Genomic DNA, 26,324 nt, shown 5'->3' on the forward strand with positions numbered 1-26,324 from the left:
TCTTTGGTTGGCTGTGATCGGTGCTTAGGATTTGGCCCAGAGCGCGCGGGCGGCCTCTGCGATGCTCTCGCGTGACGGCATGGTGGCGGCATAGGCTGGGCCGGTTGCGATAAAGCTGTCATGGGCGGCGATGCGGGCATGGGGCAGGGTGGTCTGCTCATGCAGCAGCGTCATCAGCGCCTCAGACTGGCTGCCGGTGGAGCGGCATTCATCCACCACCAGAACCTTCTCGGCCCCTTCAAGCGCGGCAAGGATGCCCTCTGCAGGCAGGGGCGCGAGCCAGCGCATGTCGATCACGCGAGTCTGGATGCCTTCCTTGGCAAGATCCGCTGCTGCCTGTGTGGAGAGGTAGCGCCCGTTGCCATAGGTCAGAATGGCCAGCGGGCCGTCTCCCTCAACGCCCACTTCACCCAGAGCGATGGATTGATCCGGCGCTGGGTAGGTGGCCATCCAGCCGCTGTCTTTGTCCTCGAGCAGGTCTCGCATCGGATAGAGCGCGATCGGCTCCACCATCACCACCACGCGGTTTTCCGCATGGGCCAGCCGCACACATTCGCGCATCATCTTGGCCGCGTCATCGCCGCGCGAGGGGCAGGCGATGATGATGCCGGGGATGTCGCGCAGCACAGCCAGCGAGTTGTCATTGTGGAAGTGCCCGCCAAAGCCTTTTTGATAGCCGAGCCCGGCGATGCGCAGCACCATCGGGTTGGTGAATTGGCCGTTTGAGAAGAACGACAGGGTTGCCGCCTCGCCGCGCAGCTGGTCTTCGGCGTTGTGCAGATAGGCGAGGAATTGGATTTCCGGCATCGGCACAAAGCCGTTATGTGCCATTCCGATGGCGAGGCCGAGGATGGATTGCTCATCCAGCAGCGTGTCGATCATACGGTCCGCGCCAAAGCGGTCTTTGAGCTTTTGGGTGACGCCGTAGACCCCACCCTTGGTGCCGATGTCCTCGCCCATCATCACGATCTCGCCGTGCTCCAGCATCAGATCGGTGAGGGCCCAGTTGAGCAGGCGCGACATGGGCTGGGGTTTGTCCATCTGCTTGAGATCCGCGCCAAAGGCCTTTTCGCGGGCCTCCGGTGTGGGGCCGTTGCTGGCGGCAATCTCGCGGGCTGGTGGCACCAGCGATGCCATCACCTCAGCTGCATTTGAAAGGCGCGGGGTCTTCACTGCTTTTTCCGCCAGCGCGGCGCAGCGGTCCTCAGCCTGCTGATAGACCGCCAGAGAGGCCTCAGGCGTCTGCGCACCGGCCTCAGACAGCAGGCGCACGGAATGCAGCAGCGGATCATCCGCTTCCCAAGCCTCAAAGGTGGCTTTGGGCAGGTAGGCCTGCTGCATGTCAGAGCCGGCATGGCCGTAAAGGCGCACAAGCGTCAGATGCAGAAAGGCTGGTTTGCGGTGTTTGCGCACATACTCAGCGGCCTCCTGGGCGGCGCGGAACGTGTCATAGATATCAAGCCCGTTGGCGGTGAAGTATTTCAGGCCGGGTTTGTGGGCGAAGTTGGCGTTGATCCAGCCGCCGGGCGTGCGGGTGGAGATGCCGATGCCATTGTCCTCGCAGACAAACAACAGCGGCATGGGGGCAGATTGATAGGCCGTCCAGCAGGCGGTGTTGATCGCCCCCTGCGCGGTGGAGTGGTTGGCGGAGGCGTCGCCAAAGGAGCAGAGGACGATGCTGTCATCGGCCAGTTGTTTATGCTCGGGCGCGCGGCGCTTGGCGAGGCCGATAGAATAGGCGGCTCCCACGGCTTTGGGCAGGTGGGAGGCAATGGTGGAGGTCTGCGGCGGGATGTTGAGCGCCTTGGAGCCCAGCACCTTGTGACGCCCGCCAGAGATCGGATCCTCCATCGAGGTGCAGAAGCTCAGAAGCATGTCCCAAGCCGCATCCACGCCTTCGACCTGCGTTGAACGCATGGTTTGAAACGCGCCGTCGCGATAGTGCAGAAACGCCATGTCATCAGGGCGCAGGGCGGCCGCCACAGCGGCCATGCCCTCATGTCCAGAGGAGCCAATGGTGTAATAGCCATTGCCTTCAGACTGCATTTTGCGCGAGCGGCGGTCCAGATTGCGGCTGAGGCACTGCGCGGCAAAAATCTCTTTGGCTTGTGCGGCCTCAAGGGGACCGTCTGCGGTGGCGCCGGTTGGAAATGCGCCCTGTGCCACGCGTTCTCTGAACGCCTGATCCACGATATCTGCTCGATCCATATGCTCCTCCCTCAGATCTTGAAGACTGCGTAGCACCCCGGAGGAGGAAGGCCAATGTGAAGTTTGTAGATTTACGAAAACTCTCCTTAGGGGTGTGTGATGCCCCTGTCGCACCCTGTCTGGTTCCTGCCTCAAAAGGACCTGATTTTGCCCCAATCCGGGCCCCGGAATGGTCGCATTTACACTTCATTAACCATGGAGGGGACGTCCGGGTGTTGCTGGGCGCGCCGCAGTCACGGGGGCGGCAGTGTGAGGTGTAAAGACCGATGAGACACGGGTTTCGTTTGGGAGAGTTTGATGTGGATGCGTCGCAGGATCTGGCAACGGGTCTGCGGGTGGGCATCCCGTCACAGGGTAAAGAAGATCGACGTTTGATGCGTGAGGCCAAGCGGCGCATGAAAACGTTGTCACGGCGAGAAAAGCCGCCGGTTCAATTGAGCAATGTGGAGCGCGCGATGCTGCGCAATGCGCCGGATCTGGTGACACCGGACATTCGCGCCTTTGCTGATGATACAACGGCGGATTGGCGTGCGCGCTGGCCGCGTCCGCGACTGCTTGCTCTGATTGTTATCATCACCTTGGCAGCGATCGTACCTTCGGTGGCGATGCGGTTGCTGATCTGGTGCGTGATCATGTTGCTTTTGACGTCTGTGATGCTGGGGCCGGAACGGGCACGGGATGCTGTGCAGTTTGCGGGGCAGCATATTGCGCGCGTCTGGGGGCGGGAGATCCGCTTTGTGCAGAGGTTGTGGAGCCGATAAGGCGATTTGCAGAAGGGGCGCCCTTATCGCTCGCGCCGGCCTGAAACCTGCGGGGCGGGGCGCCACATTTTTTCCATAGTTTTATCGCGCCGGTGCCTCATTGATTGCCGAATCTTAACCGCAGGCGCCCGATTTGGGCAGCTGTTGGGTGGTGGTTGTAGGTGTAAGCGATGAGCCAAGATGTTTTGGGAAAAAGTTCCGCGCAATCAGGTGAGTTCGGACGGGCCATAGTGGCCCCTGGAGAGCCATTCACCGATACAACCTTGCTGACCATTCGGGCGCTTCTGGCAGAATCAGACCCCGTGCCGCAGCCCAAACCCCTCTCTTTCAGCTTGCCGGCCAAATCCGCTGGCCGGTCTGACCCTTTGGTGTCGCCGCAGCGCAATCCGTATGCCGCAGCGCCTGAGCCAGTGGATCACGGCCCTGAAGGGCACGGCGAGCGGCAGGTGGAGGTTGCGCGCGGGCGCGGCCAGTCTAGTGCCGCATGTGCCGCAGAAGAGAGCTCTTTGCCGCCAAGGCGCAGCTGGCGTCGGATCGAGGTTGTGGAGAGCTGGCCTGGGCGAAACTTGCGGCGGGTGCTCATGTCGCCGAGAATGCTGGCCGTTGGCTTTCTGTGTGGTGTCGTGGTTTGGGAGCCTTGGTTTATTCCCGCGCTTGCTTTGATGATGGTGTCTGCGGTTTTGCTGATCGGAGCCTTGATTGGGCAGGATCGCATGGCCCGGATTGTGCTGTATCTTCTCAAGCGCTTTGTCTGGGCGGATCCGTCGCTTGGGCGGCTGTTACAGCGGATTTTGCCTGCGCGATGGCATGGTATCCTATATCGCCCGGTGACCGAAGCAGATGCCTGGGACGGTCTGATCGATCCCAGCTTTGAGGCCCGTCTGGCGCGGATCCGACGCTGAGCATTTCAGGCTGCTTTTCTATTCCCTGCGCTTGGGCCTTGAAATTGCCGCAAGCCCCAAGTATGTCAGCCTTTGATCAAGGCAAAGAAGAAGCGTCATGGCGAAAACCAATCCGATCACTTTTATTCAGCAAGTCCGCGCGGAAGTTTCCAAAGTGGTCTGGCCGACCCGTCGCGAGGTGCTGTTGACCACCGTAATGGTCTTCATCATGGCGGCGTTGACGGCGGCCTTCTTCTCGTTGGTGGATATTCTGATCCGCTCTGGCCTTCAGGGCATTCTGGCGCTTTTCGGCTAATCCACACAGGCCTTTGCGCAGGCTTTCAGCGGCCTGCGTCCGTCGGTTGTCCCTTGAATTGAGCGGGCAAGGGCGGTAGGGACTGCGTCTATAAGATGCATGGCGTGTGGCGATTCGAGTTGCACGCCGATTTTTTGTTCCTGACAGTCCGATTTGAGACTGCGAACATAAACGACACTCCGGCCAGATGCCGGCAAGGACGGGAAGAACAACAGATGGCGAAACGGTGGTATTCGGTTAGCGTGCTTTCGAACTTCGAAAAGAAGGTCGCCGAGACAATTCGCACGTCGGTCGAAGAGCAGGGGCTTGAGGACCAGATTGACGAAGTGCTGGTGCCGACCGAAGAAGTGATCGAAGTGCGCCGTGGCAAGAAGGTGACCACCGAGCGCCGCTTTATGCCGGGCTACGTGCTTGTTCACATGGAAATGAGCGATCAGGGTTATCACCTGATCAACTCCATCAACCGCGTCACCGGCTTCTTGGGTCCGCAAGGTCGCCCCATGCCAATGCGTGACGCTGAAGTTCAGGGCATCCTGGGCCGCGTTGAAGAAGGCGAAGCAGCACCGAAGCTGATGATCAGCTTTGAGGTGGGCGAGAAGGTCAAGGTCAACGAAGGTCCGTTTGAGGACTTCGACGGTATGGTTGAGGAAGTGGACGAAGAGAACCAGCGCCTGAAGGTGACCGTGTCGATCTTTGGCCGCGAGACCCCGGTTGAGCTGGAATACACGCAGGTGACCAAGCAGATGTAAGCTGCGCACTTTGCAGAGACAAAAAAGCCCCGCATCAGACGATGCGGGGCTTTTTCTTTGTCTGGTGGTTGCCTGTGAAGATCAGGCTTCGATCATGTCCACGCGGGTCGCGTGGCGGCCTCCTTCAAATTCGGTGGATAGGAAGGCATCCACGATTTCAAGCGCGAGTCCCTCGCCGACCACACGGGCGCCAAGCGACAGAATGTTGGCGTTGTTGTGCGCGCGGATCATCGCGGCGGAAAACGTGTCAGAGCAGACACCGCAGCGGATGCCTTTGACCTTATTGGCGGCCATCATGATGCCCTGACCGGTGCCGCAAAGGATGATGCCAAGATCCGCCTCGCCAGCGACGACGCGTTCGGCGGCGGCTTGCCCGTGTTTGGGGTAGTGGGTGCTTTCGGTGGTGGTCGGGCCGATGTCGAGCACCTCATAGCCTTGGGCGGAGATGTGATCGGCCACTGCGCGGCGCAGATCAATGGCGGCGTGGTCGCTGGAAAGCACGATGCGTTTGTTGGATGTCATGAGGGAGCCTCTGAAGGTTGCGGAGGAGATAGAGTGCGGCGCGCTTGAAGCAGGTGGGGCGGGCTTTGTCAAATTTTGGGGTGGAAGATGCGAGACCGGTTGCGCAAAAGGGTTTGGCACAGTGCGCAAAGACGGATCCCCCTTGCCAACACCCCAAAACAGGTCTAAACGCCGCCTCTATCGTCTTCGGGCGAGATTCTCTCGTGGGAGGTCTTGGGCATCGCGATGCACAGATCGGACCACGCAACACAAACCGGGCAGATCGCGTTCTGCCTATGTTGAAAGGAAAACCAAATGGCTAAGAAGCTTGCTGGTACAATGAAGCTGCAGGTTCCTGCAGGTCAAGCCAACCCTTCCCCACCCGTCGGTCCGGCGCTGGGTCAGCGCGGCATCAACATCATGGAATTCTGTAAAGCGTTCAACGCTAAGACACAGGACATGGAGCCAGGTGCGCCTTGCCCAACCGTGATCACCTACTATCAGGACAAGTCCTTCACCATGGACATCAAGACGCCACCTGCGTCTTACTACCTGAAGAAGGCTGCCAAGCTGAAATCCGGTGCAAACCTGCCAGGTCGTGAGACCGTAGGTTCCGTGACCGCCGCTCAGGTGAAAGAAATCGCCGAAGCGAAAATGAAAGACCTGAACGCAAACGACATCGATGCTGCAATGCAGATCATCCTTGGTTCCGCGCGCTCCATGGGCATCGAGGTGAAGTAATGGCTAAGCTTGGTAAACGTACTGCCGCAGCGCGCGAAGCGTTCGCAGGCAAATCCGACCTGACCGTTGAAGAAGCTGTTGCACTGGTCAAAGGTGCAGCCTCTGCAAAATTCGACGAGACCGTTGAAATCGCTGTTCAGCTGGGTGTTGACCCACGTCACGCAGACCAGATGGTGCGCGGCGTTGTTGGTCTGCCTAACGGCACCGGCAAAGACGTGCGTGTTGCGGTATTCGCACGCGGCGCAAAAGCCGAAGAAGCTCAGGCAGCTGGCGCGGACATCGTTGGCGCAGAAGATCTGATGGAGACCGTTCAAGGCGGCACCATCGACTTTGATCGCTGCATCGCGACTCCTGACATGATGCCTGTTGTTGGCCGTCTGGGTAAAGTGCTTGGCCCACGTAACCTGATGCCAAACCCAAAAGTTGGCACCGTGACCATGGACGTTGCTGACGCTGTCAAAAACGCCAAGGGCGGCGAAGTTCAGTTCAAAGTGGAAAAAGCCGGTGTTGTACACGCAGGCGTTGGCAAAGTGTCTTTTGACGAAGGCAAGCTGGTTGAGAACGTGAAAGCCTTCATGGGCGCAGTTCTGAAAGCCAAGCCTGCTGGCGCAAAAGGTGCCTACGTGAAAAAAGTTGCGCTGTCCTCCACAATGGGCCCAGGCGTGACCATCTCTGTGGACGCTGCTTCCGCTGAGTGATTTCGAACTCTGTTCGAACTGTTGAATTTTGAGAGCCCCTGTTGCCGCAGGGGCTCTCTTTTTATGTTTCATGACGTAAATGTATATTTTTTGTAAAGAAAATTGACTTGGTCTCTCTTTTGGTTACGGTCCCTGCATTAAATCGCGCGTGGACCTAAGCTGCGCGCCTATAACACGTATTGATTTTGAAGAGGCGGTGAATGGCAAATGCAGTGGACTTGCCGCGTTGGAAGCGACGCCGGCGTATTGAAAAGATTCATGCTCAGGCCAAAGCGCAATTGACCGACAAAAGCGCAGATTTTCGCCCGCGTCGCCTCCTCAAAAGGCTGGAAGAGATTTCCACGCCCAATCTGCGGGCAACGCCCACCTATCAGGAAGCCAAGCTGTTGCTTTGGATCGGCATGGAGGCCCGCGCAGCGCGCGCCCGGCGCACGATGAGCCGGCTGCGGGAATTGCGCATTGAACGGAATGAAATCGCGAAATTCAACGCCTTTGAAGCCCTGCTTAAGGAGGCTGTTGGGCGTGATTTCATCTTTGGTCATGACTATGAAACCAAGTTTTTTGCGGATGTAGACCATAGCGTCGTCTGGTCTGAGGTGGGGCGCATCATCGACTGGTTGCAGCGTGATTATGGTGAGGTGTTTCTGAACTCAGGGACGTTGCTTGGCGTGATCCGCGACAAGCGGCTGATTGGGCATGATGATGACATTGACCTTGCGATCAGGCTAAAGGCGGGCAACGCAGAAGAGGCCGCGCGGGAATGGAATGGTTTGTGTCGCCGCCTTCAGGCCGAGGGGCTTTTGAGCGACGAAATGGACGCTGGGCCTGCAGACATTTTGAAGCTGAAGACCGATGGCCAGCATCAGGTGGATCTGTTCCCCTGCTGGATTGCGGACGGGCGTGTGTTTGTGTTCCCACATACGTCTGGCGAGCTGGCCGAGAGCGAAGTCTATCCATTGCAAGCCTGCGATGTCACGGGGCTGCCGGTGCCTGCGTCGGCAGAAAAGATGCTGGCGATCAACTATGGCGCAAACTGGCGCAAACCTGATCCGTATTTCAGCTTCCCCTGGGGGCATGCAAAGCAGAAGTTCCACAGCTTTCTGAGTGGACTTGACGGGGCGCCAAGCCCTGTCAGCAAAAAGAAATACACATCGCTTGTGACCTATGGGACCTTTGATCTGTTTCATATCGGACATGTGCGGCTGTTGCAGCGTTTGTCAGAATTGGCAGAGAACGTGATTGTTGGCTGCTCCACCGATGAGTTCAATGCGATCAAAGGCAAGAAATCGGTGTTGCCCTATGCGCAGCGCGTGGAGGTGCTCAAGTCCTGTTCTTATGTGACTGAGGTATTTGCAGAAAATGATTGGTCGCAGAAACGTCAGGACATATTGGACCGTCAGGCCGATGCTTTTGCGATTGGGGATGATTGGGCTGGTGAGTTTGACGAGCTCAAGGACATTTGTGATGTGATTTATCTGCCGCGCACCGAGGATATCTCTACAACAGAGATCAGGGACCACGTTCAAAGGCGCGTGGCGATTGGTGAATAGATCCATATTTTTTGTCGCTATTGCAGGGGTGTTTCGACATGATGGCACGCACTGAAAGTGACACCCTCTAGGACCTTATGCTCAGATTGCTGATTTATGCCCCTGTGCCGCTGTATGAGGCTGATGGGCAGTTGTTTCTGGAAGATCAGGCGCGGGTCGGTTTGCGGCTCTGGGCGGATAATTTTGCGACCGTTGCGGCCATGATGCCGGTGATTAAGGGGCGTCCGCCTGAGGGCTGGCGCGCCTATGTGCCTGACAGCATAGAGCGGGTGACGCTCCACCCTTTGCCAGCGGCCTATACGCCCATGCGCTTTGCGCGACACTTTCTGGCGACACGCCGCCAGATCGCGGCGCGGATTGAGGCGGCAGATATCCTGTCATTTGCGATTGGCGGGCTTTGGGGAGACTGGGGCGCGGTGGCCTGTCTGACCGCCCATCGCGCCAAGCGCCCCTTTGCTGTGTGGACCGATCGGGTGGAAAGTGACGTGACCCGCCTGACCGCCGCGCAGGGACCGCTGAAGACACGGCTGCGCAAACGGCTGACAGCCGGGCCGATGTGGGCGCTGGAAAAAGCGGTGATCCGGCGCGCGGATCTGGGGCTGTTTCATGGGCGCGAGACTTTTGACACCTACGCGCCCTTCAGTCGCAATCCGCATGTGGTGCATGACATTCTGCTGGATCGCAGTTTCCAGATTGACGACGCCAGCTTTCACGCCAAGCAGCAGGCGATGCAGAAGGGGCCGTTGCAGATCGTTTATGCCGGGCGCGCTGATGCCATGAAGGGGCCGCTGGAGTGGCTCAGCGTTTTGCAACAGCTTCGGGACGCGGGTGTGGCGTTTTCTGCCCGTTGGCTGGGCGATGGCCCGATGCTGGAGGAGATGCGGCGTGCTGTCACCCGTGCAGGTTTGCAAGATGTGGTGGCGTTGCCGGGATTCACGGCTGATCGAGAGGTGGTAATGACCGCTCTAAGAGAGGCGCATCTTTTTCTGTTTTGCCACAAGACGCCCGAAAGCCCGCGGTGCCTGATTGAGGCGCTGATGTCGGGCACGCCGATTGTGGGCTATGACGGCGCCTATCCGCGTGAGCTTGTGGCGGCCCATGGCGGGGGGCGTTTTGTGGCGCGGGGCGAGGTGCAGGCGCTGACAGAGACCGTCCGCGCGCTGGCGCATGAGCCGCAGGCGCTGCTGGCCCTGCAAGACGGCGCCCGGCGGGACGGACAGTCCTTTGATCAGGACAGTGTGTTTCGCTATCGCAGCGATATCCTGAAGCAGGCCCTGAGTGGGGCGTGATCCCGCTCTCTACGCTTTCTTCTGGACATATGCGGTTTCTGGCGATGTATTTGAAACCATTCAAACAACCGGCGGGCAGCGCTGGTGGAACTGACTTTTGGGGGAGCGGGACATTGAGGCGCATTTTGACCGTGGCGGCCCTGTGGCTGGCCAGCGTGGAGTTGGCGGCCGCAGATTGTTCTGACGCGCGCAGCATCTGGGGGGATGTGAAAGACAGCGGCTCGCCGCAGGTTATTGAGGACTATCTTTCGATCTTTGGGGACTGCGCGATTTATTCGGGACTGGCGCGGGAAAAACTGGCGGCTTTGCAGGGAGGGCAGCCTGCTTCGGCTGGGGCTGCGACAGAAGTGCAACCTTCACAGCAACAAGTGTCTGCAGAAGAGCCTGTTCAGGTAGCGCGGAGCCTGAGCTCACATGAGCGCTTGTGCTTAAACAAAGCGATGCCCCCACACCATGTGGAGGGCATACCTGGGGTTGTCTGGAAAAACATTTCGGTTCAGCAGGCTTTGGTGGCATGCGCGCCCGTTGCAGAACTGGAGCATCCGAACGCCGACGCCCTTGCCGCCTATGGGCGGGTTTTAAGCAAGGCCGAGCGATACAGTGAAGCGTTTCGAGTAAGCCAGCGGGCTGCCGAACTGGGCAGCGGCTTTGCAGCAAGCACCTTGGGGCAGATCTTTGCAAAAGGGCGCGGCGTGTCAAAAGATTATAAAAGAGCTATTCAGTTTTATGAAATTGCCGCTGAAAGAGGATCTACGCATGGATACTATAATTTGGGAGATGCGTATCAGAACGGCAAAGGTGTAGAGGTGAATGGCCCTCTTGCGCTTTCATATTTTGAAGCGGCAGCAGCCCTTGGCGACGGCGATGCCTATGATCGCATTGGGGGTATCTATCGCAAGGGTGAGATCGTCGCTCAGGATACAACCAAGGCTATGGAAGCTTATCTGGAAGCGTATCAGCGGGGCTATCACAAAAGCGGGGCTTACATCGGCTATATTCTGGAGACAGGGCAGGGCGGTTATCCGCAAGATGAAAGCCTGGCGCTTGAGTGGTATGCTCAGGTTATTGCAAAAGGAGAGTATGTGGACTGGGCCACTTATCGTGCTGGTAACATGTTCAGAGACGGGCGTGGTGTTGTCGCGGATGAGGAGCAGGCAGCGGGCTTATACGTCTTGGGGGTGAATCAAGATTATGCCCCAAGCATGCGTGAATTGGGTAAGCTGTATTATAGCTGGGGCATGTATGAAGATGCCGAAGTCGAGCTGAGGCGGGCGGGTCTCAGAGATGATGAAGAGGCCTTTGTACTCCTTGAGCGTTGGTTTAGCGATTGAGGCAGGTGTTGCGTTCAACGCAACGCGCGTCTGCGGCAGAGTGGCTCTGAGCGGACGGCCTCGCGTTGCACAAACTTCAGATGGCCCAGCACAGGTTTGAAAGCCTCGCGATGGTCATCACGGGCCATATAGTCAAGGATCCGGTAGATGTTGATCGGCTGCTGTTTGATCAGCGCAAGGATGCGCTCCTGCGCCTCCTCAGGCGGGTAGCTGTCAATCAGCACACAGGCGCTTTGGGTGGGCGTCAGGATGTAGAAGTCCTGTGGCCTGCGTTTGGTGAAATGGGTGGCATTGAACGGCGATTCCCCGAGGGCGCGAAACTTCGGCATGATCATCTGCATGTCCGCAGTGGTGTGGCTGATCACGTGCCCTGAGGTTTGGGTGAACCCCAGAGGTTTGAGTTTCTGCAGTACGTGGTTGCGCATGGGGCCGGCCAGCGCATCCACGTCGGCGCGGTCGTACTTCAAGTCATCAAACACCGAGATGATCTGCAGATCCCAGTCGACCACATAAAGAAATGGATCTTTGTCGAGCACCCTCAGGCTATCCTTCAGCGCAGCGATGGTAACAGGCGCGCTCGTTTGCGTGGCCGGTCGTGCCGCGGGCGCGGTGAGGGCTGAGGTGATCCTGTTCAGGAGGCTGCGTGCTGGCATGGGGCTCTCATCTTATCGATGTGTGTTTGTAGCACAGAGTACGCAGGCGCGGCGCTGCTGGGTCATTCAAAACCGCGCGATTGCGATATCTGTGATCATCTATTGATCCGCCGCCGCCGTATTCTCATTTAGAACACAGACACATGATCGCAGGAGGGTGTGATATGCTCCAAGAGAAGCGCAAAGATTTGGACTCTGAGAAGCAGAAGAAGCTGTTGCAGCGGCTGGTGTCTGAGCTGAGTGGGCTGTATCCGGATCTCTACTATCAGCCGACCAGCGAAGTCGCCGCCCTGATCCTGCGGCACGTGGCGGGAGAGGCGAAGCTCAACGCCGATGAGCACGCGCTGATGAAACCTCTGAACAAACGCGATGTTGAGGTGTTGTTGAGCCTGCATTGAGCGGCGTCAACATTGCTCGCAACCTCGCTTACAGCTCAGACGGATACGGTGACGCTGTAGCCGAACTCTGCCACCTCGCGGGGCGGCAAGAGCAGGCTGTTGGGGCGATCTGCGATCTGAGCACCGGCACCGGCAAGCGCCGCTGTGCCATGCCAAGGCTCTACACAGAGGAACGGCGCGCCGATCGGTTTCCAAAGCGCGATGTCAGGCAGGTTGTGAAAGGTGAAGGACAGCGCGGCCCCATCTTCGGTGCCGTAGCGCAGCGGCTCTGACGCATCTGGAAAGACGAGTGCGCCATCCTTGAACAACGCCTCCTTGATTGGCAGCACGCCATCCTGAAAGGGGCCAGGGGTCAGCGTTGGCTCCAGCAAGCCATCATCGCGCAGAGGGCGCTGTTGGGGATTGGTGGCGGAGGCAAGGGTGACATGGTGGAGATCCTCAGAGTGCCCGGGAATGGGCCAGTTAAATGCCGGATGAAAGCCAAACCCAAAAGGCATCGGAGCCTCAGACTGGTTCTCTACGCGTGCCGTGACAGAAAGCGTGTTGCCGTCCAGCGCATGTGTCAGGTGCAGGGCGAAGTCGAACGGGTAGAGGGCGCGTGTTTCGGCATCAGCGCGCAGCACGTGGTGACAGTCTGTGGGGGTGTGTGCCTCAAGCGCAAAGCGGCGTCGGCGGGCAAACCCATGTTGCGCCATCTCTGCGCGGTGGGCGCCGATCTCGATACGATCGTCGGGGGCGCGTCCGACGATGGGAAACAGAACTGGCGCACGCCCGGTCCAGAACGTGGCGTCGCCATGCCACAGGAGGTCCGCCCCTTGGGATGTGCGCAGATATTGCATTTCTGCGCCTGTGGCGGCGACAGAGAGGCTCAGGTGATGGTTCTTCAGAATACAATCAGAGGTCATGAAAGTGCTTTGGTGCTAAAGATGGCTGGAACGTCTGCTTTGACACTAGCGCCCTGACCGGAGATTGAAATTGGTTTTTTGCTATTGCGAGCGAGAGGGCGGCTGTCTTGGCAATAAGTGTGATTGACGGTGATAGAGTGTTTGTGTTCGGCTTTGGGTGTTATCAAAAGAATGGATTTAGAATGATGTCAAAATTCGCAGGATTTGCAGTAGGAATGTTTATGGCGGCAGGCCCAAGTGCTGTGTCCGCCGGTGGCTGTTTCGGGGCTGGCGGGGCGGATCACGTTGATGTTGAGGTTTGTAATCGCCCCAATCAAGTGTGCGTAGAGATGTGTGTTGGCATGACGCTGTGGCGTGAGGGCGCAGCTGAACTGCCGTTGAAGCGTCTTTTGTTTACCATGGCGAATTTCAACGTATCAGATGCCGATATTGAACATTATGGCATGACCTCAGATGAAATAGAGGCGTTTTTTGAAGGGGACTGGTTGAAGTTGGATGTTCAGCATGCGCTGCCAACTGTGACGGTTTCCAGCAAGTGGTGTCGGGAGTGCAATTGATTATGTAAGTCGGGCGGTGTGAAATCTCCCTTTGGTGTCTTGCATTGGAGATCGCGCAAGGGTAAGACGCGCCTGCCCAGCCCGGAGATCGCATCTGCGATTCTTTCTGGGGTGGCCTGTCCAAGACGGAGGGTTCCGGCATATGCCTGAATAATTCCTTCCTGAGATGGGGTAAGAGACAAGAATTCTAAGAAGGCCCTTTCCGGGCGCTTCGGCGATCTTGGTTCCCAACCCTTTGTTTGGACCTAAACGCATGCCGCTTTGCGGTGTGCAAAACTGAGCCGGGGCGCAAGCCCCATATTTGGAGTAAAACTGTGGATAGAGCACAAAAAGAGAAGGTGGTCGAGGAACTCGGCCAGATCTTTGAAAGCTCTGGCGTTGTAGTGGTTGCCCACTACGCGGGTCTCACGGTTGCTGACATGCAAGACCTGCGCGCACGTGCGCGTGACGCGGGTGGTGCAGTACGTGTCGCCAAGAACAGGCTCGCCAAGATCGCCCTGGAAGGCAAACCATGCGAGAGCATGGGTGACCTTCTGTCGGGTATGACCGTTCTAACCTATTCCGAGGACCCTGTGGCAGCCGCCAAAGTGGCCGAGGACTTCGCCAAGACGAACAAGAAGTTCGAAATCCTTGGCGGTGCAATGGGCGAGAACGCTCTGGACCGTGCCGGTGTTGAAGCCGTGTCGAAAATGCCTTCCCGCGAAGAGCTTATCGCTCAGATCGCAGGCATGCTCGGCGCACCTGCTTCCAGCATCGCCGGTGCAATTGGCGCACCTGCTTCGAACATCGCATCCATCCTGTCTACCATCGAGGAAAAGGCAGAGGCTGCGTAAGCAACTTTTTGAGCCGCGTCGGGTGAATGCCCAACGTTGGAACACATATCTGATAACGGAAAGAGTCTAAAATGGCTGATCTGAAAGCACTCGCAGAAAGCATCGTGGGTCTGACCCTGCTGGAAGCACAAGAACTGAAAACCATCCTCAAAGACGAGTATGGCATCGAACCAGCCGCCGGTGGCGCGGTTGTAATGGCAGCAGCTGGCGGCGACGCCGGTGGCGCAGCTGAAGAAGAAAAGACTGAATTCGACGTGATCCTGAAATCCGCAGGCGCATCGAAAATCAACGTCATCAAAGAAGTTCGCGGCATCACAGGCCTGGGCCTGAAAGAAGCCAAAGAGCTGGTCGAAGCTGGCGGCAAAGCAGTTAAAGAAGGCGTGTCCAAGGACGAAGCCGAAGACATCAAAGGCAAGCTGGAAGCAGCTGGCGCTGAAGTCGAAGTTAAGTAATTCGGTTTTCTACCGATTTGCTGCAGGCGTCCCATCTGGGGCGCCTGTTTTCGTTTGGGCGACATGTTGCCTGTTGCAGTCATAAAGCGTTAAACATCGTGCTTTGGCCATCTAGCGGTTGCCAATGGGCGCGCAATGGGCAATCACAAGACTGAGAGCGCGGCTTTTGCCTGCGCCCAAGCAGATAACCTGGCCCTTTGGCATTCCCCTCATATTCACGCCTGGGGGCCATAGATAAGAAGAAAACTATGAAACACTCCATTCCCCTGACAGCCCTTCCGGAAAATACTGTTTTTGGCGCGGGCGATGTTTTCGTCCTGTTTGGTGAACTCTTTGGTCGTGGCTACGCGACAGGCCTGATTGATGCGGCAAAAGCGGCTGGCATGAGCGTTGTGGGCATCACCGTTGGCCGCCGTGAAGACGATGGCGCGCTGCGTGCCTTGACCGCAGAAGAGCTGGCGCAGGCGGAAGAGAACCTTGGCGGCAAGATCATCAACATCCCCTTGATGGCGGGGTTTGACATGGACGCCCCTGAAGGTGGGGCCACCCCAACCGACATGCTGTCAGACATGACGCTGGACAACTGGCAGGACTACAAGCTTGACTGGGCTGCCGTGGACACCTGCCGCGAGATCGGCACCGCGCGTTTCACCGATGCGCTTGGCCGCGTGATGGCAGAGCTTGAAAGCTTCATCCCTGCAGGAAAGAATGTGTTCTTTGCCCACACAATGGCTGGCGGCATTCCGCGTGCGAAGGCCTTCCTGGCGATTGCCAACCGGATCTACAAAGGCCGTGGCGCACGCCACATGCCGTCTCAAGCGCTGATGGACAGCGATCTGGGTAAGCTGATCTTGCAGAACTTTGACGAAGTGACCGCCAACAGCTTTGGCCATCTGTTGGCACAAAGTGCCGCGCTGCGCGGCAAGATCGAAGCAGGCGGCGGACAGGTGCGTTACACCGCCTATGGCTATCACGGCACCCGTGTGCTGATTGATGGCGCCTATCAGTGGCAAACCTACACCAGCTACACGCAGGGCTATGCCAAGATGAAGCTGGAAGGCTTTGCGCAGCAGGCTTGGGAGCAGGGCGTGAAGGCGACCGTGTTCAACTGCCCGGAAATCCGCACCAACTCCTCTGACGTGTTTGCCGGTATCGAGCTGTCACTGCTGCCGCTGCTGGAGGCGTTCCGCAAAGAGGGCGGCGGCGACTGGGCGCAGGGCGTCTGGGATGACTGTCAGGCGTTGCTGAAAGACGAGGTGAAGCTTGAGGAGGTGCTGGCAACGGTTGGTGCCTATCAGCAGAATCCGGTGATGCAGTCCTTCTACAACTTCGAAGCCTGGCCAATGCAGAACAGCCCGGAGCAGGTGGAAATGACCGTTGGCACCTCTGGTGACATTGTGGCGCTGCACAAGAACCGCAAGGAACTGGTGAGCGATGTGCTGAGCACCTATGTGGTGAACGCAACCGGCGCGCTGATGTTTGCGGCCTCAAGCAAGGCGGATGGTCCGGTTCTGTGGCTGGATCACGATCTGGTTGCGCAGCATTTGATCGCCGCGAACAGTTAATCCTGCGCATATGCGGCTGATTTGAGGGCGTCCATTTGGGCGCCCTTTTCTTTTGGCCGTCGTCGCAAAGTGAAACACGTTTTTGTGCTGCCCTTGTTTTTGCGTCCCAAATCGCTGAGGCTTTGCTGGATTTCATAAGTTTATTCAAAGGCGCAACCTCAGAAGGAGCGGCACATGTGCGATCTGTGTGTGATCAATGCGGTCAAAGACAAAATGCTTTCACGGCGAGATTTTTTCCGTGCTGGGGCAGCAGCCAGTGCGGTAGCTGCGGTTGAAGCGGCTTCTGCAACACCAGTTATTGCCCATAATCATGGCGGTATTACGGATCTGACCCACAGTTTATCTCCGGACTTCCCGACGTATGGCGGTGCGCCCGGATTTGGCACGGAGGCGGTGTTTGAGTTTGCCAAGGATGGCTTCAACCTGTTGAATCTGACCATCGCAGAGCACACAGGCACGCATATTGATGCGCCTCTACATTTCTCTGCGGATGGCCATTCGGTTGACGAGATCCCGGTGGAAAATCTAATTGCGCCGATATGCGTTGTGGATATTGCCGCGCGCGCAGCTGAGGATGCTGACACAACGGTGACGCCGGATGATCTGAAGGCCTGGATTGCCGGCAATGGAGAAATTCCAGACGGGGCCTGTGTGGCCATGCATTCTGGCTGGGGAGCGCATGTGGCGACGGAGCGGTTCCGTGGGTTTGACGGGCAGGCGCAGCACTATCCGGGGTTTCATGTTGAGGCAGCGCAAATGTTGATGGAAGAAACGGGCGCGGCAAGTATTGCGGTGGATACGCTGTCGCTTGATCCGGGAAATTCTGCGGATTTTGCGACGCATTATGCCTGGCTGCCCTCGAACCGTTTTGGCATCGAGAATGTCGCAAATCTTGACAAGCTGCCAGCGTCCGGGGCCACAGTGTTTATCGGTGCGCCAAAGTTTGCAGGAGGCACAGGTGGGCCTGCGCGGATCATTGCGATGGTGTAAGAGCTGTGGCATTCGCGGGCGTTTTGAGCTTTTCAGCGCCCCTACAGCCAGGGGGCGCTGCCGAAGGCGCATCGGTGATTTGGCAAATGTCAAGCCCTCAGGGGTTGCCAAGGCATGCGCGATTCAATATTCGGTAGTCTCTTGCGGTTTCGAGCGATTCGGGGCCGCTTTTGCCCTTTGCGGACATGATCTGTCCCGAGTGGCGCGAACAAACGGCGAAACAGCCAAGGCAGGGGCAACGGGGCGGCAAACCCCAAGATCAGAAGACGACTGACGAAACTTACGATACGGACCTTAAAATAGATTGAAGACCCCGGCTTGGTAAGCCTCTTGGGGTGCGAGAGCGGCGCACACGAGAAGTTTTCCAAGGCAGGGTTTGGAACGGGAGGCTCCCTTTGGGACGGGGGCCGGGAATTGTCCAGACTTTGACCGTCTCGTATGGGCGTGGTGCCGGGGACCCGACGGCATTTGCGCTCGGTGAGAAATGAAAGGTGACGATAGTCATGGCTCAAAGCTTTCTTGGCCAGAAACGTTTGCGCAAATATTACGGCAAGATCCGCGAAGTGCTGGAGATGCCGAACCTGATCGAGGTTCAGAAATCCTCTTATGATCTTTTCCTGAAATCCGGTGATGCACCGCAGCCAACCGCTGGCGAAGGCATCATGGGCGTATTTCAGTCGGTTTTCCCGATCAAAGATTTCAACGAAACCAGCATTCTGGAATTCGTGAACTATGAGCTGGAAAAGCCAAAGTACGATGTAGAAGAATGTCAGCAGCGTGACATGACCTACAGCGCGCCTTTGAAGGTGACCCTGCGCCTCATCGTGTTTGATGTGGACGAAGACACCGGCGCGAAGTCTGTGAAAGACATCAAGGAACAAGACGTGTTCATGGGCGACATGCCTCTGATGACACAGAACGGTACCTTTGTGGTGAACGGCACCGAGCGCGTGATCGTGTCTCAGATGCACCGTTCCCCTGGTGTGTTCTTTGACCACGACAAAGGCAAAACTCACTCCTCCGGCAAACTGCTGTTTGCCTGCCGCATCATTCCCTATCGCGGCAGCTGGTTGGACTTTGAGTTTGACGCCAAAGACATCGTGTATGCCCGTATCGACCGCCGTCGTAAGCTGCCTGTGACCACCCTGCTGTATGCGCTGGGTCTGGATCAGGAAGGCATCATGAATGCCTACTATGACACGGTGAACTTCAAACTGGAGAAGAACAAAGGTTGGGTCACCAAGTTCTTCCCTGAGCGTGTGCGCGGCACCCGTCCTGTGATGGATCTGGTGGACGCAGCAACCGGCGAGATCATCGCTGAAGCGGGCAAGAAAGTGACTCCGCGCGCTGTTAAGAAGATCATCGACGAAGGCAAGATCACCGAGCTGCTGGTGCCGTTTGAGCACATCGTTGGCAAATTCGTTGCAGAAGACATCATCAACGAAGAAACCGGTGCGATCTATGTGGAAGCCGGTGACGAGCTGACACTGGAGTACGACAAAGACGGCGACCTGATCGGCGGCTCTCTGAAAGAGCTGATCGACGCGGGCTTCACCGACATTCCGGTGCTGGACATCGACAATGTCAATGTTGGCCCTTACATGCGCAACACCATGGCGGCTGACAAGAACATGAGCCGCGACACCGCGCTTATGGACATCTACCGCGTGATGCGTCCGGGTGAGCCACCCACCGTTGAAGCGGCAAGCGCGCTGTTTGACACTCTGTTCTTTGACAGCGAGCGTTATGACCTTTCCGCGGTTGGCCGTGTGAAAATGAACATGCGTCTGGCGCTGGATGCCGAAGACACGCAGCGCACCCTGCGCAAAGAAGACATCATCTCCTGCATCAAGGCGCTGGTGGATCTGCGTGATGGTCGCGGCGACGTCGATGACATCGACCACCTCGGCAACCGTCGTGTGCGCTCCGTTGGCGAGCTGATGGAAAACCAGTACCGCGTTGGCCTGCTGCGCATGGAACGTGCGATCAAAGAGCGTATGAGCTCTGTTGAGATCGACACGGTGATGCCGCAAGACCTGATCAACGCAAAACCAGCGGCTGCTGCTGTGCGTGAATTCTTCGGCTCCTCGCAGCTGTCGCAGTTCATGGACCAAACCAACCCGCTGTCTGAAGTGACGCACAAGCGTCGTCTCTCCGCGTTGGGCCCAGGCGGTCTGACCCGTGAGCGTGCGGGCTTTGAGGTGCGCGACGTGCACGCGACCCACTACGGTCGTATGTGCCCGATTGAGACACCGGAAGGTCCAAACATTGGTCTGATCAACTCGCTGGCGACCTTTGCCCGCGTGAACAAATACGGTTTCATCGAAACACCGTACCGCAAGGTTGAGAACGGCGTGGTCTCCGACGAGGTGAACTACATGTCCGCAACCGAAGAGCAGCGTCACACTGTTGCTCAGGCGAACGCGGCGCTCGATGACAACGGCAAATTCGTGAACGAATTCGTCAACACCCGTCAGGCGGGCGAATATACGCTGGCCGCTTCGGAAAATGTGGATCTGATCGACGTGAGCCCGAAACAGCTGGTGTCTGTTGCGGCCTCGCTCATTCCGTTCCTTGAAAACGACGACGCCAACCGCGCTCTGATGGGCTCGAACATGCAACGTCAGGCGGTTCCACTGCTGCGCGCAGAGGCGCCACTGGTGGGCACCGGCATCGAAGGCAAAGTGGCGATCGACTCTGGCGCGGCCATTCAGGCCAAGCGTGCGGGCATCATCGACCAGGTGGATGCACAGCGTATCGTGATCCGCGCCACCTCCGATCTGGAGCTGGGCGACGCGGGTGTGGACATCTACCGTCTGCGCAAGTTCCAGCGTTCCAACCAGAACACCTGCATCAACCAGCGTCCGCTGGTAAAAGTGGGTGACACGGTTGCGAAGGGTGAGGTGATTGCCGATGGTCCGTCCACCGATATTGGTGAACTGGCGCTTGGTAAGAACGTGGTCGTCGCGTTTATGCCTTGGAACGGCTACAACTACGAAGACTCCATTCTGATTTCCGAGCGCATCGCGCGTGACGACGTGTTTACTTCGGTTCACATCGAAGAATTCGAAGTCGCCGCACGTGACACGAAGCTTGGCCCAGAAGAGATCACTCGCGACATTCCAAACGTTGGTGAAGAAGCGCTGCGCAACCTCGATGAGGCTGGCATCGTTTACATCGGTGCGGATGTTGAGCCGGGCGACATTCTCGTTGGTAAGATCACACCGAAGGGCGAAAGCCCGATGACCCCAGAAGAAAAGCTTCTGCGCGCCATCTTCGGTGAGAAAGCCTCCGACGTGCGTGATACCTCGCTGCGCGTGAAGCCGGGTGACTTCGGTACTGTTGTGGAAGTGCGTGTCTTCAACCGCCATGGTGTGGAAAAAGACGAGCGTGCGCTGCAGATCGAGCGTGAAGAGATCGAGCGTCTGGCGCGTGACCGTGACGACGAACTCGGCATTCTGGACCGCAACATCTATGCCCGTCTGAAAGGCATGATCCTCGGCAAAGTGGCTGTTAAAGGCCCTCGCGGTGTGAAATCCAACTCGGAGATCACAGAGGAACTGCTGGCCAGCCTGAGCCGCGGCCAATGGTGGCAGCTGGCGCTGGAAGATGAAGCCGACGCACAGGTTGTTGAGGCTCTGAACGAGCAGTACGAGATCCAGAAGCGTGCGCTTGAGCACCGCTTTGAGGACAAGGTCGAGAAAGTCCGTCGCGGCGACGATCTGCCACCAGGTGTGATGAAGATGGTCAAAGTCTTCATCGCGGTGAAGCGTAAGCTGCAGCCGGGCGATAAGATGGCCGGTCGTCACGGGAACAAAGGTGTTATTTCCAAGGTTGTGCCTATGGAAGACATGCCATTCCTGCAGGACGGTACGCCGGTTGACTTCTGTCTGAACCCACTGGGTGTGCCTTCGCGTATGAACGTTGGTCAGATCCTTGAAACCCACATGGGTTGGGCCGCACGTGGCCTTGGTCTGAAAATTGACGACGCGGTGCAGGAATACCGTCGCTCTGGCGATCTGACCCCTGTGCGCGAAATGATGCGTCTGGCTTATGGCGAAGATGTCTACGAAGAAGGCATCGCTGGCATGGACGAAGGTCAGCTTCTGGAAGCGGCGGGCAATGTGACCCGTGGTGTTCCAATCGCGACCCCGGTCTTTGACGGCGCCAAAGAAGGTGACGTGAACGACGCGCTGGTGCGTGCTGGCTTCTCTGAAAGCGGTCAGTCCATCCTGTTTGACGGTCGTACCGGTGAACAGTTTGCACGTCCGGTGACTGTGGGCATCAAGTACCTCTTGAAACTGCACCACCTGGTGGATGACAAAATCCACGCGCGTTCCACTGGCCCATACTCCCTCGTCACACAGCAGCCGCTGGGTGGTAAGGCACAGTTTGGTGGTCAGCGCTTTGGGGAGATGGAGGTCTGGGCTCTGGAAGCTTACGGCGCCGCCTACACCCTGCAGGAAATGCTCACCGTTAAGTCGGATGACGTGGCAGGCCGGACCAAGGTCTATGAAAGCATCGTCAAGGGCGAGGACAACTTTGAAGCGGGCGTCCCAGAATCGTTCAACGTTCTGGTCAAAGAAGTCCGTGGCCTCGGCCTGAATATGGAACTCCTGGACTCGGAGATTGAGGAGTGAGGGCGCAAGCCCTCACCACCCCCAACTCTCCCAACCAAATTTGAGGTATCAAAATGAACCAGGAACTGACGAACAACCCGTTTAACCCGCTGACCCCACAGAAGGCGTTTGACGAGATCAAAGTGTCTCTCGCATCTCCTGAGCGGATCCTGTCGTGGTCCTACGGTGAGATCAAAAAGCCGGAAACCATCAACTACCGGACGTTCAAACCAGAGCGTGACGGTCTGTTCTGTGCGCGTATCTTTGGCCCGATCAAAGACTACGAATGTCTCTGCGGCAAATATAAGCGCATGAAATATCGCGGCGTTGTCTGCGAAAAATGTGGTGTGGAAGTCACGCTGCAGAAAGTGCGCCGTGAGCGCATGGGCCACATCGAACTGGCTGCGCCAGTGGCACACATCTGGTTCCTGAAATCGCTGCCATCCCGCATCGGTCTGATGCTGGACATGACACTGCGTGATCTGGAACGTGTTCTGTACTTTGAAAACTACGTTGTTATTGAGCCCGGTCTGACCGATCTGACCTACGGCCAGATGATGACCGAAGAAGAGTACATGGACGCCCAAGACCAGTACGGCATGGACGCCTTCACCGCCAACATCGGTGCGGAAGCGATCCGTGAGATGCTGGCCCAGATTGATCTGGAAGCCGAAGCAGACCAGCTGCGCGCTGATCTGGCCGAAGCGACCGGTGAGCTGAAGCCCAAGAAGATCATCAAGCGTCTGAAAGTGGTTGAGAGCTTCATCGAGTCCGGCAACCGTCCGGAATGGATGATCCTGACCGTGATCCCTGTGATCCCGCCAGAGCTGCGCCCACTGGTGCCGCTGGATGGTGGCCGCTTTGCGACGTCCGACCTCAACGATCTCTATCGTCGTGTGATCAACCGGAACAACCGTCTGAAGCGTCTGATCGAACTGCGTGCGCCTGACATCATTGTGCGCAACGAAAAGCGGATGCTCCAGGAATCTGTGGATGCGCTGTTTGACAACGGCCGCCGTGGCCGCGTGATCACCGGCGCCAACAAGCGTCCGCTGAAATCGCTCTCTGACATGCTGAAAGGTAAGCAGGGTCGTTTCCGTCAGAACCTTTTGGGTAAGCGCGTCGACTTCTCTGGCCGTTCGGTGATTGTGACCGGTCCGGAACTCAAGCTGCATCAATGTGGTCTTCCCAAGAAGATGGCGCTGGAGCTGTTCAAACCTTTCATCTACTCCCGTCTGGAAGCCAAAGGTCTGTCCTCCACTGTGAAGCAGGCCAAGAAGCTGGTGGAAAAAGAGCGTCCCGAAGTATGGGATATCCTCGATGAGGTGATCCGCGAACACCCCGTCATGCTGAACCGTGCGCCCACGCTGCACCGTTTGGGCATTCAGGCGTTCGAACCCACCCTGATCGAAGGTAAAGCGATCCAGCTGCACCCGCTTGTCTGTTCTGCGTTTAATGCGGACTTTGACGGCGACCAGATGGCTGTGCACGTGCCGCTCTCGCTGGAAGCCCAGCTGGAAGCGCGTGTTCTGATGATGTCCACGAACAACGTTCTGTCCCCTGCAAACGGTGCGCCGATCATCGTGCCTTCGCAGGATATGATCTTGGGCCTCTACTACACCACCATCATGCGTGAAGGCATGAAGGGTGAGGGCATGGTGTTCTCCTCCATCGAGGAAGTTCAGTACGCTCTGGACGCCGGTGAAGTGCATCTGCACGCCAAAATCACTGCACGTATCCCACAGATCGACGAGAACGGTCTGGAAGTGGTGCAGCGTTTTGAAACCACCCCGGGCCGTGTGCGTCTGGGCGCGCTGCTGCCGCAGAACAACAAGGCGCCGTTTGAGCTGGTGAACAAGCTCCTGCGGAAGAAAGACGTGCAGAACGTGATTGACACCGTCTATCGCTACTGTGGTCAGAAAGAGTCCGTGATCTTCTGTGACCAGATCATGACCATGGGCTTCCGCGAAGCGTTCAAGGCTGGCATCTCGTTTGGTAAAGACGACATGGTGATCCCAGACAACAAATGGGGCATCGTGGACGAGACCCGCGATCAGGTGAAAGACTTCGAACAACAGTACATGGACGGCCTGATCACTCAGGGCGAAAAGTACAACAAAGTTGTGGATGCATGGTCGAAGTGTAACGACAAAGTCACCGACGCGATGATGGACACCATCTCCGCCGGTAAGTCCGACGAGAGCGGCGCCGAAGCGGAGCCAAACTCGGTTTACATGATGGCCCACTCCGGTGCGCGTGGCTCGGTCACACAGATGAAGCAGCTGGGCGGGATGCGCGGCCTGATGGCGAAGCCGAACGGCGACATCATCGAGACCCCGATTATCTCGAACTTTAAAGAAGGTCTGACCGTTCTGGAGTACTTCAACTCCACCCACGGTGCCCGTAAGGGTCTGTCAGATACGGCTTTGAAGACTGCGAACTCCGGTTACCTGACCCGCCGTCTGGTGGACGTGGCGCAGGACTGCATCGTGCGTATGCATGACTGTGGCACCGACACGGCGATCAACGCGGAAGCGGCTGTGAACGACGGTGAGGTTGTGGCCTCTCTGGCAGAGCGTATCCTGGGCCGTGTTGCGGCTGAGGACATCATGAAGCCGGGCACCGATGAGGTGCTGGTCGCGCATGGTCAGCTGATCGACGAGCGTATGGCGGATGCGATCGACGAAGCCGGTGTGCAGAATGCGCGTATCCGTAGCCCACTGACCTGTGAGGCTGAGGAAGGCGTCTGCGCGATGTGCTATGGTCGTGACCTTGCACGCGGTACGCTGGTGAACAGCGGCGAAGCCGTGGGCATCATCGCGGCACAGTCGATTGGTGAACCTGGCACACAGCTGACGATGCGGACCTTCCACATCGGTGGGGTTGCACAAGGTGGCCAGCAGTCGTTCCTGGAAGCCAGCCAAGAAGGTAAGATCGTCTTCGAAGGCGCCAACATCCTTGAGAACGCCAAAGGCGAAGCTCTGGTGATGGGCCGCAACATGAAGCTGATTATCCAAGGTGAAGACGGCGAAGAGCGCGCAAGCCACAAAGTGGGCTATGGCTCCAAGCTGTTTGTCACTGATGGTCAGACCATTGGTCGTGGCGACAAGCTGTTTGAATGGGACCCATACACCCTCCCGATCCTCGCGGAGAAGGATGGTAAGGCGAAGTTCGTTGACCTCATCACCGGCCTGTCGGTGCGTGACGAAACCGATGACGCAACCGGTATGACCCAGAAGATCGTGTCTGACTGGCGCGCCGCACCGAAGGGCAACGAGCTCAAGCCGGAAGTGATCCTTGTGGACGCGGATGGTGAGCCTGTGCGCAACGATGCTGGCAACCCGGTACACTACCCAATGTCCGTGGACGCCATCCTGTCTGTTGAAGACGGTCAGGACGTTCAGGCCGGTGACGTTGTCGCGCGTATCCCGCGTGAGGGCGCCAAGACCAAGGACATCACCGGTGGTCTGCCACGTGTGGCCGAACTCTTTGAAGCGCGTCGTCCGAAAGACCACGCAATCATCGCGGAAATCGATGGTTACGTGCGCTTTGGCCGCGACTACAAGAACAAGCGCCGTATCGCGATCGAGCCGTCTGATGAGAGCCAGGAAACCGTGGAATACATGGTGCCCAAGGGCAAACACATCCCAGTGCAGGAAGGCGACTTCGTGCAGAAGGGTGACTACATCATGGACGGTAACCCGGCGCCGCACGACATCCTCTCCATCATGGGTGTTGAAGCGCTGGCGGACTACATGATCGACGAAGTGCAGGACGTGTATCGACTGCAGGGTGTGAAGATCAACGACAAGCACATCGAGGTGATCGTGCGCCAGATGCTGCAGAAGTGGGAGATCCAGGACTCTGGTGAAACCACCCTGCTCAAAGGCGAGCACGTTGAGAAGATCGAGTTTGACGCTGCCAACGAGAAGGCACTGGCCGAAGGCCGTCGTCCTGCTCAGGGTGAGCCGATCTTGCTCGGTATCACCAAAGCGTCGCTGCAAACGCGCTCCTTCATCTCCGCGGCATCGTTCCAGGAGACCACCCGTGTTCTCACCGAGGCCTCTGTCCAAGGTAAGAAAGACAAGCTGGTCGGCCTGAAAGAGAACGTCATCGTGGGCCGCTTGATCCCGGCCGGTACCGGTGGGGCCACACAGCAGGTGCGCCGCGTTGCGTCTGAGCGTGACAACGTGGTGATCGAAGCCCGCCGTGAGGAGGCCGAGGCCGCCGCACGTCTGGCAGCACCAACCGACGATGTGACTGCAGACGATGTGTTTGACAGCGGTCTGGTGGAAACACCTGAAAGCCGCGACTTCGACTAAACCGT

At 57.7% G+C, this 26,324-nt stretch carries 21 protein-coding genes; 17 read left to right on the forward strand and 4 right to left on the reverse strand.

All coding sequences use genetic code 11. The annotated features are described in order from the left end of the window. Nucleotides 1-24: 24 nt before the first annotated feature. Nucleotides 25-2,208, reverse strand: a complete 2,184-nt coding sequence (locus J7413_RS15780; RefSeq protein ID WP_209099923.1) for a thiamine pyrophosphate-dependent enzyme — start codon at nt 2,206-2,208, stop codon at nt 25-27. 266 nt (nt 2,209-2,474) lie between these two features. Between J7413_RS15780 and J7413_RS15785 the strand changes: the two genes are divergently transcribed. The 4 genes from J7413_RS15785 to nusG all read left to right on the forward strand — a co-directional run bounded on the left by J7413_RS15785 (nt 2,475) and on the right by nusG (nt 4,915). Continuing rightward, complete coding sequence (locus tag J7413_RS15785) at nt 2,475-2,969, forward strand: hypothetical protein (RefSeq protein ID WP_209099925.1); 495 nt, start codon at nt 2,475-2,477, stop codon at nt 2,967-2,969. A gap of 170 nt (nt 2,970-3,139) precedes the next feature. Further along, entirely contained in the window at nt 3,140-3,871 is a 732-nt protein-coding gene (locus tag J7413_RS15790; protein ID WP_209099927.1) for a hypothetical protein, read from the forward strand. Between the two features lie 97 nt (nt 3,872-3,968). Continuing rightward, nucleotides 3,969-4,166, forward strand: coding sequence for a preprotein translocase subunit SecE (secE, locus tag J7413_RS15795; protein WP_209065879.1), 198 nt, complete (start codon nt 3,969-3,971; stop codon nt 4,164-4,166). Nucleotides 4,167-4,381: 215 nt separating this feature from the next. After that, the gene (gene nusG / locus J7413_RS15800; protein ID WP_209099929.1) at nt 4,382-4,915 is read left to right on the forward strand and encodes a transcription termination/antitermination protein NusG; all 534 of its coding nucleotides are present in this window, start codon (nt 4,382-4,384) and stop codon (nt 4,913-4,915) included. A gap of 81 nt (nt 4,916-4,996) precedes the next feature. Here nusG and rpiB read toward each other — a convergent pair whose 3' ends face one another. Then, nucleotides 4,997-5,437: a ribose 5-phosphate isomerase B gene (gene rpiB, locus J7413_RS15805; RefSeq protein ID WP_209099930.1), complete on the reverse strand. Its 441-nt coding sequence runs from the start codon at nt 5,435-5,437 to the stop codon at nt 4,997-4,999. Between the two features lie 294 nt (nt 5,438-5,731). Between rpiB and rplK the strand changes: the two genes are divergently transcribed. From rplK to J7413_RS15830, 5 genes are all read left to right on the forward strand, one after another. Next, a complete protein-coding gene (rplK, locus tag J7413_RS15810) occupies nt 5,732-6,157 on the forward strand; it encodes a 50S ribosomal protein L11 (RefSeq protein ID WP_058239823.1) in 426 nt (141 codons plus the stop codon). Then, entirely contained in the window at nt 6,157-6,855 is a 699-nt protein-coding gene (rplA, locus tag J7413_RS15815; protein ID WP_209099931.1) for a 50S ribosomal protein L1, read from the forward strand. The genes rplK and rplA overlap by 1 nt, the downstream gene beginning before the upstream one ends. Nucleotides 6,856-7,055: 200 nt before the next feature. Further along, nucleotides 7,056-8,405, forward strand: coding sequence for an adenylyltransferase/cytidyltransferase family protein (locus J7413_RS20755; RefSeq protein ID WP_209099932.1), 1,350 nt, complete (start codon nt 7,056-7,058; stop codon nt 8,403-8,405). Nucleotides 8,406-8,482: 77 nt separating this feature from the next. After that, nucleotides 8,483-9,694, forward strand: a complete 1,212-nt coding sequence (locus J7413_RS15825) for a glycosyltransferase (RefSeq protein WP_209099933.1) — start codon at nt 8,483-8,485, stop codon at nt 9,692-9,694. Nucleotides 9,695-9,900: 206 nt separating this feature from the next. Further along, nucleotides 9,901-11,025 carry a tetratricopeptide repeat protein gene (locus J7413_RS15830; protein WP_209099934.1) on the forward strand — a complete coding sequence of 375 codons (1,125 nt, stop codon included), beginning with the start codon at nt 9,901-9,903 and terminating at the stop codon, nt 11,023-11,025. A 14-nt stretch (nt 11,026-11,039) separates the two neighbouring features. Here J7413_RS15830 and J7413_RS15835 read toward each other — a convergent pair whose 3' ends face one another. Further along, a complete protein-coding gene (locus J7413_RS15835; RefSeq protein WP_209099935.1) occupies nt 11,040-11,678 on the reverse strand; it encodes a hypothetical protein in 639 nt (212 codons plus the stop codon). A 164-nt stretch (nt 11,679-11,842) separates the two neighbouring features. On the opposite strand from J7413_RS15835, the gene J7413_RS15840 reads away from it, so the two are divergent. Then, nucleotides 11,843-12,076, forward strand: coding sequence for a hypothetical protein (locus J7413_RS15840; protein ID WP_209099937.1), 234 nt, complete (start codon nt 11,843-11,845; stop codon nt 12,074-12,076). 35 nt (nt 12,077-12,111) lie between these two features. On the opposite strand, the gene J7413_RS15845 is transcribed toward J7413_RS15840, so the two are convergent. After that, complete coding sequence (locus J7413_RS15845) at nt 12,112-12,981, reverse strand: aldose 1-epimerase family protein (RefSeq protein WP_209099939.1); 870 nt, start codon at nt 12,979-12,981, stop codon at nt 12,112-12,114. A gap of 107 nt (nt 12,982-13,088) precedes the next feature. On the opposite strand from J7413_RS15845, the gene J7413_RS15850 reads away from it, so the two are divergent. From J7413_RS15850 to rpoC, 7 genes are all read left to right on the forward strand, one after another. Continuing rightward, nucleotides 13,089-13,538: a hypothetical protein gene (locus tag J7413_RS15850; RefSeq protein ID WP_209099941.1), complete on the forward strand. Its 450-nt coding sequence runs from the start codon at nt 13,089-13,091 to the stop codon at nt 13,536-13,538. A 314-nt stretch (nt 13,539-13,852) separates the two neighbouring features. After that, nucleotides 13,853-14,371: a 50S ribosomal protein L10 gene (gene rplJ, locus J7413_RS15855; RefSeq protein WP_209099943.1), complete on the forward strand. Its 519-nt coding sequence runs from the start codon at nt 13,853-13,855 to the stop codon at nt 14,369-14,371. Nucleotides 14,372-14,442: 71 nt separating this feature from the next. Further along, the gene (rplL, locus tag J7413_RS15860; protein WP_209065891.1) at nt 14,443-14,823 is read left to right on the forward strand and encodes a 50S ribosomal protein L7/L12; all 381 of its coding nucleotides are present in this window, start codon (nt 14,443-14,445) and stop codon (nt 14,821-14,823) included. 248 nt (nt 14,824-15,071) lie between these two features. Beyond that, the gene (locus J7413_RS15865) at nt 15,072-16,388 is read left to right on the forward strand and encodes a hypothetical protein (RefSeq protein WP_209099945.1); all 1,317 of its coding nucleotides are present in this window, start codon (nt 15,072-15,074) and stop codon (nt 16,386-16,388) included. A gap of 174 nt (nt 16,389-16,562) precedes the next feature. Then, nucleotides 16,563-17,378: a cyclase family protein gene (locus J7413_RS15870; protein WP_209099947.1), complete on the forward strand. Its 816-nt coding sequence runs from the start codon at nt 16,563-16,565 to the stop codon at nt 17,376-17,378. Between the two features lie 503 nt (nt 17,379-17,881). Continuing rightward, entirely contained in the window at nt 17,882-22,018 is a 4,137-nt protein-coding gene (gene rpoB / locus J7413_RS15875; RefSeq protein ID WP_209099949.1) for a DNA-directed RNA polymerase subunit beta, read from the forward strand. A 53-nt stretch (nt 22,019-22,071) separates the two neighbouring features. Continuing rightward, a complete protein-coding gene (gene rpoC / locus J7413_RS15880; protein WP_209099951.1) occupies nt 22,072-26,319 on the forward strand; it encodes a DNA-directed RNA polymerase subunit beta' in 4,248 nt (1,415 codons plus the stop codon). Nucleotides 26,320-26,324: the final 5 nt, after the last annotated feature.

This window comes from Shimia sp. R10_1 (genome assembly GCF_017744095.1).
Classification (GTDB): domain Bacteria; phylum Pseudomonadota; class Alphaproteobacteria; order Rhodobacterales; family Rhodobacteraceae; genus Shimia.

Coding starts and splice junctions, on each gene's coding strand:
- J7413_RS15780 (WP_209099923.1), bottom strand. CDS start 2,208: ATGGATCGAGCAGATATCGTGGATCAGGCGTTCAGAGAACGCGTGGCA.
- J7413_RS15785 (WP_209099925.1), top strand. CDS start 2,475: ATGAGACACGGGTTTCGTTTGGGAGAGTTTGATGTGGATGCGTCGCAG.
- J7413_RS15790 (WP_209099927.1), top strand. CDS start 3,140: ATGAGCCAAGATGTTTTGGGAAAAAGTTCCGCGCAATCAGGTGAGTTC.
- secE (WP_209065879.1), top strand. CDS start 3,969: ATGGCGAAAACCAATCCGATCACTTTTATTCAGCAAGTCCGCGCGGAA.
- nusG (WP_209099929.1), top strand. CDS start 4,382: ATGGCGAAACGGTGGTATTCGGTTAGCGTGCTTTCGAACTTCGAAAAG.
- rpiB (WP_209099930.1), bottom strand. CDS start 5,437: ATGACATCCAACAAACGCATCGTGCTTTCCAGCGACCACGCCGCCATT.
- rplK (WP_058239823.1), top strand. CDS start 5,732: ATGGCTAAGAAGCTTGCTGGTACAATGAAGCTGCAGGTTCCTGCAGGT.
- rplA (WP_209099931.1), top strand. CDS start 6,157: ATGGCTAAGCTTGGTAAACGTACTGCCGCAGCGCGCGAAGCGTTCGCA.
- J7413_RS20755 (WP_209099932.1), top strand. CDS start 7,056: ATGGCAAATGCAGTGGACTTGCCGCGTTGGAAGCGACGCCGGCGTATT.
- J7413_RS15825 (WP_209099933.1), top strand. CDS start 8,483: ATGCTCAGATTGCTGATTTATGCCCCTGTGCCGCTGTATGAGGCTGAT.
- J7413_RS15835 (WP_209099935.1), bottom strand. CDS start 11,678: ATGCCAGCACGCAGCCTCCTGAACAGGATCACCTCAGCCCTCACCGCG.
- J7413_RS15840 (WP_209099937.1), top strand. CDS start 11,843: ATGCTCCAAGAGAAGCGCAAAGATTTGGACTCTGAGAAGCAGAAGAAG.
- J7413_RS15845 (WP_209099939.1), bottom strand. CDS start 12,981: ATGACCTCTGATTGTATTCTGAAGAACCATCACCTGAGCCTCTCTGTC.
- rplL (WP_209065891.1), top strand. CDS start 14,443: ATGGCTGATCTGAAAGCACTCGCAGAAAGCATCGTGGGTCTGACCCTG.
- J7413_RS15865 (WP_209099945.1), top strand. CDS start 15,072: ATGAAACACTCCATTCCCCTGACAGCCCTTCCGGAAAATACTGTTTTT.
- J7413_RS15870 (WP_209099947.1), top strand. CDS start 16,563: ATGTGCGATCTGTGTGTGATCAATGCGGTCAAAGACAAAATGCTTTCA.
- rpoB (WP_209099949.1), top strand. CDS start 17,882: ATGGCTCAAAGCTTTCTTGGCCAGAAACGTTTGCGCAAATATTACGGC.
- rpoC (WP_209099951.1), top strand. CDS start 22,072: ATGAACCAGGAACTGACGAACAACCCGTTTAACCCGCTGACCCCACAG.